This is a genomic window from Tenacibaculum sp. L6, from assembly GCF_028823685.1.
Lineage (GTDB): Bacteria > Bacteroidota > Bacteroidia > Flavobacteriales > Flavobacteriaceae > Polaribacter.
Genome location: NZ_JAPEHZ010000009.1, coordinates 26,718 through 40,379 on the forward strand (window position 1 = coordinate 26,718; position 13,662 = coordinate 40,379).

At 31.3% G+C, this 13,662-nt stretch carries 17 protein-coding genes; 10 read left to right on the forward strand and 7 right to left on the reverse strand.

Annotated features, from left to right (window positions below):
- Nucleotides 1-4: 4 nt before the first annotated feature.
- From OU788_RS03250 to OU788_RS03260, 3 genes are all read right to left on the reverse strand, one after another.
- Nucleotides 5-388: a four helix bundle protein gene (locus OU788_RS03250; protein ID WP_274633827.1), complete on the reverse strand. Its 384-nt coding sequence runs from the start codon at nucleotides 386-388 to the stop codon at nucleotides 5-7.
- 40 nt (nucleotides 389-428) lie between these two features.
- The gene (locus tag OU788_RS03255) at nucleotides 429-758 is read right to left on the reverse strand and encodes a HesB/IscA family protein (RefSeq protein ID WP_274633828.1); all 330 of its coding nucleotides are present in this window, start codon (nucleotides 756-758) and stop codon (nucleotides 429-431) included.
- A gap of 213 nt (nucleotides 759-971) precedes the next feature.
- Nucleotides 972-1,730: an MbnP family protein gene (locus OU788_RS03260; protein ID WP_274633829.1), complete on the reverse strand. Its 759-nt coding sequence runs from the start codon at nucleotides 1,728-1,730 to the stop codon at nucleotides 972-974.
- A 208-nt stretch (nucleotides 1,731-1,938) separates the two neighbouring features.
- Here OU788_RS03260 and thiL point away from each other — a divergent pair, with 208 nt between their 5' ends.
- From thiL to OU788_RS03305, 9 genes are all read left to right on the forward strand, one after another.
- On the forward strand, nucleotides 1,939-2,985 hold the full coding sequence (gene thiL, locus OU788_RS03265; RefSeq protein WP_274633830.1) for a thiamine-phosphate kinase: 1,047 nt from the start codon (nucleotides 1,939-1,941) through the stop codon (nucleotides 2,983-2,985).
- A gap of 159 nt (nucleotides 2,986-3,144) precedes the next feature.
- Complete coding sequence (lysM, locus tag OU788_RS03270) at nucleotides 3,145-3,615, forward strand: peptidoglycan-binding protein LysM (RefSeq protein ID WP_274633851.1); 471 nt, start codon at nucleotides 3,145-3,147, stop codon at nucleotides 3,613-3,615.
- A gap of 153 nt (nucleotides 3,616-3,768) precedes the next feature.
- Nucleotides 3,769-4,668: a DMT family transporter gene (locus OU788_RS03275; protein ID WP_274633831.1), complete on the forward strand. Its 900-nt coding sequence runs from the start codon at nucleotides 3,769-3,771 to the stop codon at nucleotides 4,666-4,668.
- A 31-nt stretch (nucleotides 4,669-4,699) separates the two neighbouring features.
- Nucleotides 4,700-5,566, forward strand: coding sequence for a YicC/YloC family endoribonuclease (locus OU788_RS03280; protein ID WP_274633832.1), 867 nt, complete (start codon nucleotides 4,700-4,702; stop codon nucleotides 5,564-5,566).
- Nucleotides 5,567-5,568: 2 nt separating this feature from the next.
- The gene (gmk, locus tag OU788_RS03285; RefSeq protein WP_274633833.1) at nucleotides 5,569-6,168 is read left to right on the forward strand and encodes a guanylate kinase; all 600 of its coding nucleotides are present in this window, start codon (nucleotides 5,569-5,571) and stop codon (nucleotides 6,166-6,168) included.
- A 36-nt stretch (nucleotides 6,169-6,204) separates the two neighbouring features.
- On the forward strand, nucleotides 6,205-6,789 hold the full coding sequence (gene nadD / locus OU788_RS03290) for a nicotinate (nicotinamide) nucleotide adenylyltransferase (protein ID WP_274633834.1): 585 nt from the start codon (nucleotides 6,205-6,207) through the stop codon (nucleotides 6,787-6,789).
- Between the two features lie 48 nt (nucleotides 6,790-6,837).
- On the forward strand, nucleotides 6,838-7,701 hold the full coding sequence (locus tag OU788_RS03295) for a M23 family metallopeptidase (RefSeq protein WP_274633835.1): 864 nt from the start codon (nucleotides 6,838-6,840) through the stop codon (nucleotides 7,699-7,701).
- Between the two features lie 68 nt (nucleotides 7,702-7,769).
- Complete coding sequence (locus OU788_RS03300) at nucleotides 7,770-9,269, forward strand: GH3 auxin-responsive promoter family protein (RefSeq protein ID WP_274633836.1); 1,500 nt, start codon at nucleotides 7,770-7,772, stop codon at nucleotides 9,267-9,269.
- A 3-nt stretch (nucleotides 9,270-9,272) separates the two neighbouring features.
- Entirely contained in the window at nucleotides 9,273-9,830 is a 558-nt protein-coding gene (locus OU788_RS03305) for an MOSC domain-containing protein (RefSeq protein WP_274633837.1), read from the forward strand.
- Between the two features lie 3 nt (nucleotides 9,831-9,833).
- Here the strand turns inward: OU788_RS03305 and OU788_RS03310 are convergent, their stop codons facing one another.
- The 4 genes from OU788_RS03310 to OU788_RS03325 all read right to left on the reverse strand — a co-directional run bounded on the left by OU788_RS03310 (nucleotide 9,834) and on the right by OU788_RS03325 (nucleotide 12,932).
- Nucleotides 9,834-11,396 (reverse strand): S41 family peptidase, encoded by a 1,563-nt coding sequence (locus OU788_RS03310; protein WP_274633838.1) that lies wholly within the window; start codon nucleotides 11,394-11,396, stop codon nucleotides 9,834-9,836.
- Nucleotides 11,383-11,814 carry a deoxycytidylate deaminase gene (locus OU788_RS03315; protein WP_120186167.1) on the reverse strand — a complete coding sequence of 144 codons (432 nt, stop codon included), beginning with the start codon at nucleotides 11,812-11,814 and terminating at the stop codon, nucleotides 11,383-11,385. The genes OU788_RS03310 and OU788_RS03315 overlap by 14 nt, the downstream gene beginning before the upstream one ends.
- 66 nt (nucleotides 11,815-11,880) lie before the next feature.
- Complete coding sequence (locus OU788_RS03320) at nucleotides 11,881-12,462, reverse strand: HupE/UreJ family protein (RefSeq protein ID WP_028892203.1); 582 nt, start codon at nucleotides 12,460-12,462, stop codon at nucleotides 11,881-11,883.
- An 8-nt stretch (nucleotides 12,463-12,470) separates the two neighbouring features.
- A complete protein-coding gene (locus OU788_RS03325; RefSeq protein ID WP_120186168.1) occupies nucleotides 12,471-12,932 on the reverse strand; it encodes an Lrp/AsnC ligand binding domain-containing protein in 462 nt (153 codons plus the stop codon).
- Nucleotides 12,933-13,086: 154 nt separating this feature from the next.
- On the opposite strand from OU788_RS03325, the gene OU788_RS03330 reads away from it, so the two are divergent.
- A complete protein-coding gene (locus OU788_RS03330) occupies nucleotides 13,087-13,659 on the forward strand; it encodes a DUF2975 domain-containing protein (RefSeq protein WP_274633839.1) in 573 nt (190 codons plus the stop codon).
- Nucleotides 13,660-13,662: the final 3 nt, after the last annotated feature.

Sequence of the window (13,662 nt, forward strand, 5' to 3'; positions counted from 1 at the left end):
ATCATTAAAAGATTGAAAAATTAAAAGATTTAATCAATCTCACTTTTTTTAAATAATTTATGAATTTAGATAATTGTTTTGAAATGCTTTCAACTTCAATTATTAATTCTTCTACCTTTTTTGGTTCTATTATATTTAATCTTTCACAAATTCGTAATAAACTCCTTACTTCTCCACATGAACCTTTTGCTATGTATAAAAAACGAACAAATTGTTTGTTAGATTGTAATTCAAATCCTTCTGCTATATTTAGAGGTATAGAAAGAGCAGCTCTTTGAACTTGGTCTTTAATGTTTTTATTAAATGTATTAGAACTTGTTACTTTATATATTTCGATTGAAAATTCAAATGATTTTTGATAAACTTCTAAATCTTCAAATCGTTTCATTTTGAACTTTCAATTTTTAAATCCTTTAGTTTTTCAATAATTATAGAGAAAAACTTTCTCCACAACCACAAGTTCTGTTAGCATTAGGATTGTTAAACACAAAGCCTTTACCGTTTAAACCTCCAGAATATTCTAAAGTTGTACCCACTAAGTATAAAAAGCTTTTTTTGTCAACAACAATTTTCACTTCATTGTCTTCAAAAATTTTATCGTTTTCTTGTTGGGTTTTGTCAAAAGTTAAGTCGTAAGATAATCCTGAGCAACCACCACTTTTTACTCCAACGCGAACAAAGTCCGTTGTAGTGTCAAATCCATCATCTGTCATTAATTCAATGACTTTCTTTTTTGCTGTGTCTGAAACTTTTATCATCGTTTAAATAGATTAAATCTAAGTGAATTGCAAAGATAATGACAAAATATGATTTATGTCATGTTTTGAAATGAATATAGTTATTAAACAATAAATTTTGCCTATACCTTAAATCCTGCAGTAAGTTGTTGTTATATTATTGCTGAAAATCAGGATTGTTTATGAAATTCTTATCTAAAAAGCAGGCGGTTTTTAAATCAGTTTTATAATATCTTACTGAGAAATAGCTCCTAAGCTAAAAACACCAGATTTTCCGTTTTCAGATATTAGTTTTTGAGCTTCAAAATCTGAAGTTAACTCATTATTTTTCTCATAAATATTCCAATCATTAGGTGACTTAAACCAGCCAGCAACATTCATTTTAAGTTCTATAGTAGCGTTATTTTTTAATAAAATAGAGCCTGTTTCGATTGAAAAAGAAGTATCGAGAATAGAGTCTTTTTCTTTATCGTAAGCTCTTGCAGTATAAAAATTATAAGGGTTTTGTACTCCTAATGTATCTTTATATTGTCCTTCTAATTGCATAAAATGATATCCGCCACCTATTGAGTCAGGAACATTCCAAGAAGCGGTAGTTAAGTCGCTATAAGCATTGCTAATATTATCATTTCCAGTAAAACCAAAAGTGAAAAATAATTTATAAGCACCTTCAGAAATTTTTTGAGGCAATGTGTAGGTTAGGCTATCTGTATTATTAATGTCTATTAATTTATAACTCTCAAACTTTGTTGTGTCATTAGCTCCATTAATAAGAGAAACATTTGAAATTAAATAACGCAACTTGTTTACTGTAAGTTTAGCTCCTAATTTGTTCGTAAATTCAGTATTGTTTAAGTCAGATTTATCAATTAAAGTACCATCCCAATTTTGAGTGAATTTTAGTTTTACCGATACATCTTTTATTAGTTCATCATTATCTGAACTGCAAGAAAAAAGAAGTAAGCTAAGAGTTAGCGTTAAAAAATATTTCATGTGCTTTTTATTAAAAATCAATGAAAATAAACACGTTTTTTATAATGTGTACAAGAATCATTGAGTCATGACAAAAATAATAAACCCTCTTGTATTTAATGCCGTTTTACTCGTTTATATTATAGAGGATTTTAGGTGTTGAAAATCAAAATGAATGATTACTTAGGTTAAGTAAGGTTGTTTATGTACTTGTCATTATCTTTGCAGCATGTTAGAAGATAAAAATCAAGAAAGAACTTCGTTGGCTGAACTTGGAGAGTTCGGATTAATCAACCATTTGACAAAGCATTTTAAAATGTACCATTCTTCAACAGTAAAAGGTGTTGGAGATGATGCAGCGGTTATTAAATCTTCAAATGAAGAAACTGTAATCACTACAGACTTGTTGGTAGAAGGTGTGCATTTTGATTTAAGTTACATGCCGCTAAAACATTTAGGATACAAAGCGGTGATGGTGAATTTGTCAGATGTATATGCAATGAATGCAACTGCAGAGCAAATTACTGTATCGATAGCGGTGTCTAATCGTTTTCCGTTAGAAGCTATTGAAGAGTTGTATGCCGGAATTCAGTTAGCGTGTGATACTTATAAGGTTGATTTAATTGGAGGTGATACGACTTCATCAACAAAAGGAATACTAATTTCTATTACGGCTATTGGAACTGCTAAAAAAGAGGATATTGTATATAGAAATGGAGCAAAACCAACAGATCTAATCGTGGTTTCTGGAGATTTAGGTGCAGCGTATTTAGGGTTGCAAGTTTTAGAAAGAGAGAAACAAGTATTTCAGGTGAACCCTCAAAATCAACCTGATTTAGATAATTATACGTATATCATAGAGCGTCAATTAAAGCCAGAAGCACGTAAAGATATTCCTGAGTTGTTAAAAGAGTTAGAGGTAAAACCAACTTCTATGATAGATATTTCAGATGGATTGTCTTCTGAAATTATGCACATCTGTACGCAAAGTAAAACAGGATGTAAGATTTATGAAGATAAATTACCATTAGATCCACAAGTAATTGCAACTTCTGAAGAGTTTAATATGGATTCTACAATGATTGCTTTAAGTGGAGGAGAAGATTATGAATTGTTGTTTACAGTGTCAATTGATGATTATGATAAAATAAAAGGAAATCCGAATTTAACTGTAATTGGTCATATTACTGAAGAAAATCAAGGAATAAATTTAGTAACTCGTGCAAATCAAGAAATTGAATTAAAAGCGCAAGGTTGGAATTCCTTCAAAGGATAAAAGAAGAAAATATATTTTTTATAAAGCACACTTAATCAGTGTGCTTTTTTAGTTTTAAAAAATAGCTTCTTAAAAATGCTACGAAGTATTTATTCTGGTATAAAAATTGTATCTTGGTCAAACAGAAAATTGAATATTAACAAAAAAATCAAAAAGAAAATGGGAATTTTTTCATTTATTAAAAACGCCGGAGCTAAAGTTTTTGGTGTAGGAAAAACAACTGAAGAAGAAGCGGCAGAAAAAGCTGCTAAATTAGTAGACGCTGTACATAAATTAGAGCTTTCTGTTGAGAATCTAGCGGTTAATGTAGATGATGACAAAGCTATAGTTACAGGTGAAGCGGCTGATTTAGCAACAAAAGAAAAAGTAGTTTTAGTAGTAGGAAATACTGAAGGAATTGCTTCTGTAGAAGATAACATGACTGTTAAAGAAGTTGAAGTTATTGAAGAAGCTGCTATGGCACAATTTCACACTGTAGTTAGTGGAGATTCATTAAGTAAAATAGCAAAAGAGTTTTATGGTGATGCAATGAAGTATCCTGTAATTTTTGAAGCAAACAAGCCAATGTTAACACACCCAGATAAAATTTATCCAGGGCAAGTATTAAGAATACCACCTTTAGTGGACTAATCAAAAGTTAATCAACCAAAGGAAAAAGCACCGTATATACGGTGCTTTTTTAGTTGAATAATATGCTATTAAAAGAAGTGTTTAGGATAATAAAGTAACAGAAAACAAGAAATTAATTGTCATCTTTGCAACTGTTTTCAAACTCACTAAAAAATGAATCAAAGAGCGCTGGCATTAACAGCAACATCTATTGCAACACTTATTTACGGAGTAACTTTTACGGTAGCTAAAGAAGTAATGGAAGAACATATACAACCGTTTGGGTTTATATTGCTTCGTGTTGGAGGTGCTGCTACGGTTTTTTGGTTGTTAGGGTTGTTTGTAAAAGCTCCTTCAATAGAAAAATCGGATTATAAAAATGTAGCAATGGCGGCTTTTTTTGGTATTGCTTTAAATATGCTTACTTTTTTTAAAGGACTAAGTTATACTACGCCTATAAGTGCATCGGTAATGATGGTAACCACACCAATTTTAGTGTTAATTTTTGCAAGTATACTTCTTAAAGAGAAATTAATTCTTAGAAAAATAGCAGGAGTTGTTGTTGGTTTAATAGGAGCTGTGATTTTAATTGCTTACGGAAATCCGTTGAAAGGAGATGCTTCTAATATGATGCTAGGAAATTTTTTAGTATTTATCAATGCAGCATCGTATGCAATGTACTTAGTTATTGTTAAAAAACTTATTGAAAAATACAACCCGATTGTTTTTGTAAAGTGGTTGTATCTCTTCGGATTGTTATTAGTGTTCCCTTTCGGAATTTCTGAGCTGTTGGAAGTTCAATGGCAAACAATGCCAACAAATATTTATTTAAAAGCAGGGTTTGTGGTATTGTTTACCACTTGTATAACTTATTTGTTCAACTTATTTGCGCTGTCTAAATTAAAACCAACAACGGTAAGTGTTTTTATGTATTTACAACCAGTAGTGGCAGCAATTTACGCATTAATAGTAGGAAGTGATCATTTAGATATGGTTAAAATAGGTGCTGCATTATTGATATTTTTTGGAGTGTTTCTAGTAACAAAACGTCCTACTGAAACTCCGAATAAATAAATGTATCTTTGCGGATTATTAAACCGAAGTTATGATACAATCTATGACGGGGTACGGTAAATCTGTACTACATCTACCTTCTAAAAAAGTTACGATTGAAGTTAAATCGTTAAACAGTAAAAATTTAGATTTAAACACTCGAATTCCTTCTTACTACAGAGAAAAAGAACTAGATGTTCGTAAAAAACTAGCAAGTAGTTTAGTACGAGGTAAGGTAGATTTTTCTATTTATGTTGAAATGACTGCGGATGAAACTTCAACTACGGTAAATACTGGTGTGGTACGAGAGTATATGCAACAGTTAAGAAATGTAACGCAAGTAGGTTCTTCTGATGATGTTGAATTGATGAAAATGGCAGTAAGAATGCCAGATGCTTTAAAAACGGAACGTGAAGAGCTAGATGAAGAAGAGTGGAATCAAATAGATGCTCATATTGATGAAGCTTTAAAAGAAATTATTCAATATAGAATAGATGAAGCACAGTCGTTAGAAGAAGATTTCAAAACGAGAATAACCAATATTCGAATAGCTTTAGAAGAAGTTAAAAAGTTAGATGGTGATAGAATAGCTCATGTAAAAGAGCGTTTGCAAAAAGCATTAACTGATTTAAAAGTTGAAGTAGATGAAAATCGTTTCGAACAAGAGTTAATATACTATTTAGAAAAATTAGATATTAACGAAGAAAAAGTACGTTTGACAAACCATTTAGAGTATTTTTTACAACAATTAGAAACGTCAGATTCTAATGGTAAAAAATTAGGTTTTATCGTACAAGAAATAGGTAGAGAAATTAATACTACAGGGTCTAAGGCTAATTTTGCACCAATACAAAAATTAGTCATTCAAATGAAAGACGAGTTAGAAAAAATAAAAGAGCAAATTTTAAACGTTTTATAAAAATGTCGGAAGAATTTAAAGGGAAATTATTTGTGTTTTCAGCACCATCAGGTTCAGGTAAAACTACAATTGTACGTCACTTATTGGCTCAAGAACGTTTTAATTTAGAGTTTTCAATTTCTGCGACTTCAAGAGCTCCAAGAGGAGAAGAAGTTGATGGAAAAGATTATTATTTTATTTCAGCAGAAGAGTTCAAGCAAAAAATAAAAAACGACGAGTTTTTAGAGTGGGAAGAAGTGTATCGAGACAACTTTTATGGAACATTAAAAACCGAAGTAGAACGTATTTGGGCTCAAAAGAAACATGTAATTTTTGATATTGATGTTGTTGGAGGATTACGTATTAAAAAGAAATTTCCAGAAGAAACTTTAGCTGTTTTTGTAAAGCCACCAAGTGTTGATGAACTAAAAATTCGTTTAAAGAAAAGAAGTACAGAAAGCGAAGATAAAATCAATATGCGTATCGCAAAAGCTTCGGTAGAATTGGCTACAGCACCGCAATTTGATAAAATCATTAAAAACTACGAATTACCAGTAGCTTTACAAGAAGCAGAAGATTTAGTAGACGATTTTTTGGGAATAAAAAAAGTAATTAAAGAATAACTTAGTATTTAGGTCTAGGTTCTAGTATTTTTAAATATGAAAAACATAGGATTATACTTCGGAACTTTTAATCCAATTCATATAGGGCATTTAATTATAGCCAACCACATGGTTGAGTATTCTGACTTAGATGAAATTTGGATGGTGGTAACACCTCACAACCCATTTAAAAAGAAAAATTCGTTGTTAGATAATCATCATCGTTTAGATATGGTGTATTTGGCTACTGAAGAATATGAAAAAATCCAACCGTCAGATATAGAGTTTAGGCTTCCTCAACCAAATTATACAATTAATACATTAGCACATATTTCTGAAAAACACCCCAATTATATATTTAGTTTAATTATGGGTGAGGATAATTTGAAAAGCTTGCATAAGTGGAAAAATTATGAGGCTATTTTAGAAGATTATCACATATATGTGTACCCTAGAGTTTCTGAAGGAATTGTAGAAAATCAGTTCAAGAATCACGAGAAGATTCATAGAGTTGATGCTCCAATAGTAGAAGTTTCTTCAACCATGATACGAAAAGCGATAAAAGAAGAAAAAAACTGCAAACCTTTACTACCATATAAAGTTTGGAAGTATATAGACGAGATGAACTTTTATAAAAAATAGTTTCGCCACTTTTTCGTTGTATATTTGAATCCCAAACAAGTATAAAACGTGTCAAAAAACAAGAAAAAAAGAAAGCTTAAACAGAAGCTTACAGATAAGTACAGACTGGTAATTTTAAATGAAGATACATTTCAAGAACGATTTTCTTTAAAGTTATCGAGGTTAAATGTATTTGTTTTTAGTGGAGTGTTTTCAATACTTCTTATAGTTTTAACAACGCTATTAATTGCATTTACTGGAATACGAGAGTATATTCCTGGTTACTCTTCAACAGCATTAAAAAGGAAAGCTACGAGGTTAACTTATGAAGCGGATTCTTTAAAAAACAGGTTAGCAATTATAGAAAGTTACACCAAGGCATTAAAACCCGTGTTAACAGGTGAAATAGAGCCTGAAAAAATAGATTCGATAACAACCGAAATGCAAACAATTGTAGTTGATGAAACTAAACTGCAAGCAACAAAGCAAGATTCACTTTTTAGAGAGAAGATAGATAATAAAGATCTTTTTCCATTGTATGAAGGGGGAGAGAACAGAATAAAAAATGTATTCTTTTCACCTTTAACGGGTACTATTTCTCAGCCTTTTGATTTGAATGAAAAGCATTACGCAATTGATATTGTGGCGCAAACAGGCACTCCAGTAAAAGCTGTCGCGGACGGAACAGTAATTTTAGCAGAATGGACGGCAGAAACAGGCTACGTGATAACGATTCAACACTCTAATGAGTTTATTTCTGTGTATAAGCATAACGGAACTTTATTAAAAGAGCAAGGAGATGTAGTAAAATCAGGTGAGGCTATTGCAAGTGTGGGATCAACAGGAGAGTTAACTACTGGACCGCATTTACATTTTGAGTTATGGAATAATGGATTTCCAGTAAACCCTACCAATTATATAGATTTTCAGTAATAAAGAGTAGAGTACAGAGAGGTTGTCTAATAATCCAATCATCTAAAAATCTAACAATCTAAAAAAGAATGAGCATTAAATCAATATTAGCAATTCCATTTGCAAAAATTGTACGAAAGCAAGTGTACAAATGGGCAAATGATCCACATAAAACACAAGAAAAAGTATTTCAGTATTTAGTTACAGAAGGATGTAAAACAGCTTTTGGTAAAGACCACGATTTTGTATCAATCAATAACTATGAAGACTTTAAAAAACGTGTTCCTGTTAATGATTATGAAGGATTACGTTCTTATGTAGATAGAGTAGTTGAAGGAGAGGAAGATGTTTTATGGAAAGGAAAACCGTTGTATTTTGCTAAAACTTCAGGAACCACTTCTGGGGCAAAATATATTCCAATTAGTAAAGAATCAATGCCAACACATATTTCTGCGGCACGTAACGCTTTGTTGTTTTACATAGCAGAAACAAACGATGCTAGTTTTGTTGATGGAAAGATGATTTTTTTACAAGGAAGTCCAGTTTTAGAAGATAAAAACGGTGTGAAGCTAGGGCGTTTAAGCGGAATAGCGGCTCATTATGTTCCAAATTATCTATTAAAGAATCGCTTACCAAGTTGGGAAACCAATTGTATTGAAGATTGGGATGTGAAAGTTGATAAAGTAGTTGAAGAAACGCTACCGGAAAATATGACGGTGATTAGCGGAATTCCGTCTTGGGTACAAATGTATTTTGAAAAACTGATTGAAAAGACGGGGAAAACGGTTTCCGAAATTTTCCCAAACTTCAATTTCTTTGTGTACGGAGGAGTAAATTTTGAACCGTACAAGAATAAGTTTGAAGCGTTAATTGGTAAAAAAATAGATTATGTAGAGTTATACCCTGCATCAGAAGGATTCATTGCTTATCAAGATTCTCAAACTGAAAAAGGAATGTTGTTGCAGTTGAATTCAGGGATTTTTTATGAGTTCATCCCGGCAAATGAATTTTTTGATGAAAACCCAACAAGAATTTCGTTAAAAGATGTTCAGTTAGGGGTTAACTATGTAATCATTTTAAATACGTCTGCTGGTTTATGGGGGTATAATATTGGTGATACGGTAGAGTTCACTTCTTTAAAGCCTTATAGAATTAAAGTAACAGGACGTATCAAGCATTTTATTTCCGCTTTTGGAGAACACGTAATTGGTAAAGAAGTTGAAAAAGCGTTGAATGATGCTATTAAAGGCACTGATATTAACATAAGTGAATTTACCGTAGCTCCGCAGGTAAATCCAGAAAGTGGATTACCATATCATGAATGGTTTATAGAGTTTGAAAATGAACCAGAGGATTTAGAGGGGTTAGCTGCTAAGATCGATGCTTCTATGCAAGAGCAAAATGTGTATTACTTCGATTTAATTACAGGTAAAGTTTTACGTCCGTTAATTATTAGAAAAGTACAAAAGGGAGGTTTTCATGAGTATATGAAATCGATAGGTAAGTTTGGGGGTCAGAATAAAATTCCACAATTATCAGACAACCGAAAAATAGCGGATGTTTTGCAGAACTTTTTAATCAAAGAATAATCTATGAAAATTGTAGCAACAAATATAGGAGAGCGAAAAGAAATCGATTGGAAAGGAAAAACCGTTACTACAGGGATTTTCAAATTTCCTGTTGATAAACCTATTTTTTTAGATGTTGAAAAAGTAAAAGACGATGCTATTTGTGACAGAGAACATCACGGAGGAATAGATCAAGCAGTTTACGCTTACTCAGAAAATCATTATTCATACTGGAAAGAATTGTACCCTAATTTAGGTTGGGAATACGGAATATTCGGTGAAAACCTAACTGTTTCTGATTTAGATGAAAGTCAATTACATGTTGGCGATACTTTTAAAGTAGGAGAGGTTGTTATTGAAGTAACGAAGCCGCGTCAACCTTGTATGAAACTTGGGGTACGTTTTAATGATATGAAAATTGTAAAACAATTTTGGCAGCAAGACTTACCGGGAGTTTATTTTAAAATATTGCAAACAGGTTTTGTGAAATCAGGTGATGAGTTTGAGCAAATAAAAAGCTGCCCTCAAAACCCAACGATTGCTGAGGTGTACGCTGAAAAAAGAACTAAAAAAGGAATGTAAGTTTTACTTAGCTTCCAGCTCAAACACTTTTTGCAGCATTTTATCATCTTGCTGATCTACTTTGTATAAACCTTCATCACTAAACAATTCACGAGCAATTAATACTCTCAAATTGCTGCGAAGTTGATTTTTTGTTCTTTCAGAAAGTCTGAAATCTTTAATTTCTTCTAGAAACTTATTAGAAACGCTATGGTCTTTATCAAAGTTCTTAATAAAATCTTCTACTGTTATAGTAGCTAATTTTTTACGATTATCATCAACGTATGAAAAAGCAAAATCGTTTAAAGGACGGAAGAAAATTGTAGGAATGTAAGAAGAGGTGTCTACCGCAACAAAATGATCTGGGATAATTCCACCACCACCATACACTATTTTTCCTTTAGGGGTTGTGTATTTTAAACTATCTACTGTTTTAATACTGTCTTTATTGAACAATTCACCATTTTCTATACGATGCTCAAAATCGTGACTGTATTCTTCAGAGTCAGCTTCTGCTTTGTAAGGTTTTTGGATAGATCGACCAGTAGGAGTATAGTAACGTGCAGTAGTTAATCGCACTGCAGAACCATCACCTAAATCCATTTCTTGTTGTACTAACCCTTTACCAAAAGAACGACGTCCGATGATAATTCCCTTGTCATTATCTTGTAATGCACCTGCTACAATTTCAGAAGCAGAAGCAGAGTTTTCGTCAATTAGAACATACAATCCACCATGTTCAAAATCGCCTTTATCAGTAGCGAAAGATTCAACAACATCTCCTTTATTGTTTTTAGTAAATACAATAAGTTTTTTATCTTCTAAAAATTCATCAACAATATCGTTGGCAATATCTATAAAGCCACCGCCGTTACCACGAAGGTCTAAAACTAAATCAGTCATTCCTTTCGTAAGTAATTTGTTTAAAGAAGTTTTAAATTCTACATAAGTGTTACGAGCAAAACGATCTAATTTTATATAACCAATACTGTCGTTTAGCATGTAAGCAACGTCAACACTTTTAATATTTACTTTACCACGATTAATGGTAATATCAAAAACACTGTCATTGGTTTTTCTATAAACCTGTAAATCAACTTTAGTGTCTGGCTTCCCTTTTAAGGCTTTCATTATTTGGGAAGTTTGTAGGTTTTTTCCATAAAGAGTGTCTTTGTCTGCGAGTAAAATTCTATCTCCAGCTTTAATTCCAGCTTCAATACTTGGTCCACCTTTAATAGGTTCTATAACGGTAATCGTATCACCAATCATACGAAACTGAACACCAATACCTACAAAGTTACCCTGCATGTTTTCGGTAACTAATTGTAAGTTTTCCTTCGGAATATATACAGAGTGCGGATCTAATTTACCTAGCATTTCAGCAATAGCACCATCTAATAATTCATCAGTGTTAACGTTGTCAACATAATCACTTTGAATATAATCAATCAAACGTTTTATTTTACGTTCACTAGAAGTACTTTTACTAATAAAATTGCTTGAGTTTCCACCGCTAAAAAAAGTTCCAATAAGAATACCGAAAACTACTGCGATAGAGAAATATATAGGTAAATTATTCTTGTTCATTTGGTAAATATGTCAATTCAACACCTGCTTTTTCTAAAAAATCTAATCCTGATCGGTCTTTGTATGCTTGTGAATATACTACACGTTTTATCCCTGCTTGATGTATTAATTTACTACATTGTTGACAAGGTGATAAAGTTATGTACAAGGTAGCACCTTTACAGGATTGTGTTGAAGATGCTACTTTTAAAATAGCATTGGCTTCGGCGTGTAATACGTACCATTTAGTGTAACCTTCTTCATCTTCACAAAAGTTTTCGAACCCAGAAGGAGTTCCGTTATAACCGTCAGAAATAATCATTCTATCTTTTACAATTAAAGCACCTACTTTTTTACGAATACAGTGTGAAAGTTGTCCCCATTCATTCGCCATTTTTAAATAGGCAATGTCATATTTTAATTGTTTTTTCTTCAAAATGTTTCGTGTGATTTTTTCTTAGTTAAGCTAAGGTAATTAGATTTGAATTAGTTAGGCGTTAATTTTTTACCAAAAAACACGGTCGAACATCATTTGTAAAGCGAACCCGATAACGATAGACGACATGATTAAAATCCAATCACGACGATTTACACTAAAGATTGATTGTACTAACGCACCGATTAATAAAATACCTAAAACAATGATAATTTGTGCTACTTCTACACCTAAAGCAAACTCAACTAAAGGTAAAAATTTATCAGAAGTTTTACCAATCATAATTTTAAAATAGTTGGAAAAACCAAGTCCGTGAATTAATCCGAAGAAAAGTGCAAAAAATAAATTCTGATTTTCTTTTCCTACCGATGCTTTTTTGGCAGTTAATACATTCATTAACCCTGTAATAAAAATAGTTAACGGAATTAAAAATTCGATTAAATCTGCTCGTACATTTAAAATTCCGTAGGCAGAAAGTGCTAGCGTTATCGAGTGTCCAATGGTAAATAAAGTGATTAACCATAAAACTTTTGTCCACTGTTTAAATTGATATACAACAGCTAATACGATTAAAAATAAAATGTGGTCATAGGCTTTAAAATCAAGTACATGAAACAAGCCCATTTTAAAGTAGAATATAAAATCGTTCATTCGGGGTTTTAAATTTTTATTTGTCGATCTATTTGTTGGTCTAAAGATATAAAAGTTTCGGTTCTTGAAACCCCTTTTATGGTTTGAATATCCTTATTTAACAGGTGCATTAAATCTTCATTGTTCTTACACAGTATTTTAATAAAAATAGCATAGTTACCTGTGGTGTAATGACTTTCTACAATTTCAGGAATTTCTTTTAAACGTTTAATAGCTGAAGAGTATAAACTGGCAGAATCTAAAAACACTCCAACAAAAGCAGTGGTAGTATATCCTAAGGCTTTAGGGTTTAATACCATTTTATAGCCTTCAATCAAATCAGATTCGTCTAATTTACGCAACCGTTGATGAATGGCAGCGCCTGATATACCTACTTCGCGAGCAATACTTAAAATAGGAGTTCTTGCATCATTTACCAATCGTTTGATAATGATTTTATCTATTCCGTCAATTTTCAATTTTTTTGCCATGTAACAAAAATAGCAAAAGTTTAATTATCATATAAAAATAAAAAATTATTGTTTTTCAATAATTTTAATATATTTGTGCAAGAAATAAAAAATATAAAATGTTATGGAGACAAAAAAGATTTTAAAAAATGGATCACTTTTCTTGAAGTTTATAATGTTAATACAAATAATTCTATGTGTAGGATTAGTGTTTATATACTTTGACTCTATGGTATCTCCTGAAAAATATAACTCACTAATTATTGATGAAAGTAGAAGATTGGTTTTTAACCATGGTATTGAAAAAGTACCAGAAACTTATGAGCAATGGGAGGCTACAGAAAAGTTTATACATTATAATTTATTAAATGACTATTCTAAATTTTATATCATATGGACAAAAGTTGTAAAGTTTTTAGGGTACTTTTTTATACTATATTTTTTAAATCTTTTTTTAAAGAATACAAAAAGTTATGATTTGTTTTTTTGCTCTAATATTAAAATATTAAACAAAATTATATTATTAATAATAGCACTTTTTATAATAGATTTTGCTTTAAAAGGATTTACGTTAGAACCAATATCAATGGTTTTTAATGAAACAGATATACCGCATTTTGTAACAAAAGAAAGAGTAACATTAGATTTTATAATATACTATCCATTAGCCATTATCTTCTTTTATATTTTAAAGGAAGTGTTTAAAAGAGGGAGAGAGCTAAAAGAAGAAAACGACCTAACCATATAAACT

What these genes read in the sequence shown, in the direction of transcription:
- OU788_RS03330 (WP_274633839.1), top strand. Translation starts at nt 13,087, where the DNA reads ATGTTAATACAAATAATTCTATGTGTAGGATTAGTGTTTATATACTTT.
- OU788_RS03320 (WP_028892203.1), bottom strand. Translation starts at nt 12,462, where the DNA reads ATGAACGATTTTATATTCTACTTTAAAATGGGCTTGTTTCATGTACTT.
- OU788_RS03310 (WP_274633838.1), bottom strand. Translation starts at nt 11,396, where the DNA reads ATGAACAAGAATAATTTACCTATATATTTCTCTATCGCAGTAGTTTTC.
- OU788_RS03250 (WP_274633827.1), bottom strand. Translation starts at nt 388, where the DNA reads ATGAAACGATTTGAAGATTTAGAAGTTTATCAAAAATCATTTGAATTT.
- OU788_RS03325 (WP_120186168.1), bottom strand. Translation starts at nt 12,932, where the DNA reads ATGGCAAAAAAATTGAAAATTGACGGAATAGATAAAATCATTATCAAA.
- OU788_RS03275 (WP_274633831.1), top strand. Translation starts at nt 3,769, where the DNA reads ATGAATCAAAGAGCGCTGGCATTAACAGCAACATCTATTGCAACACTT.
- nadD (WP_274633834.1), top strand. Translation starts at nt 6,205, where the DNA reads ATGAAAAACATAGGATTATACTTCGGAACTTTTAATCCAATTCATATA.
- lysM (WP_274633851.1), top strand. Translation starts at nt 3,145, where the DNA reads ATGGGAATTTTTTCATTTATTAAAAACGCCGGAGCTAAAGTTTTTGGT.
- thiL (WP_274633830.1), top strand. Translation starts at nt 1,939, where the DNA reads ATGTTAGAAGATAAAAATCAAGAAAGAACTTCGTTGGCTGAACTTGGA.
- OU788_RS03300 (WP_274633836.1), top strand. Translation starts at nt 7,770, where the DNA reads ATGAGCATTAAATCAATATTAGCAATTCCATTTGCAAAAATTGTACGA.
- OU788_RS03280 (WP_274633832.1), top strand. Translation starts at nt 4,700, where the DNA reads ATGATACAATCTATGACGGGGTACGGTAAATCTGTACTACATCTACCT.
- OU788_RS03260 (WP_274633829.1), bottom strand. Translation starts at nt 1,730, where the DNA reads ATGAAATATTTTTTAACGCTAACTCTTAGCTTACTTCTTTTTTCTTGC.
- OU788_RS03255 (WP_274633828.1), bottom strand. Translation starts at nt 758, where the DNA reads ATGATAAAAGTTTCAGACACAGCAAAAAAGAAAGTCATTGAATTAATG.
- OU788_RS03305 (WP_274633837.1), top strand. Translation starts at nt 9,273, where the DNA reads ATGAAAATTGTAGCAACAAATATAGGAGAGCGAAAAGAAATCGATTGG.
- gmk (WP_274633833.1), top strand. Translation starts at nt 5,569, where the DNA reads ATGTCGGAAGAATTTAAAGGGAAATTATTTGTGTTTTCAGCACCATCA.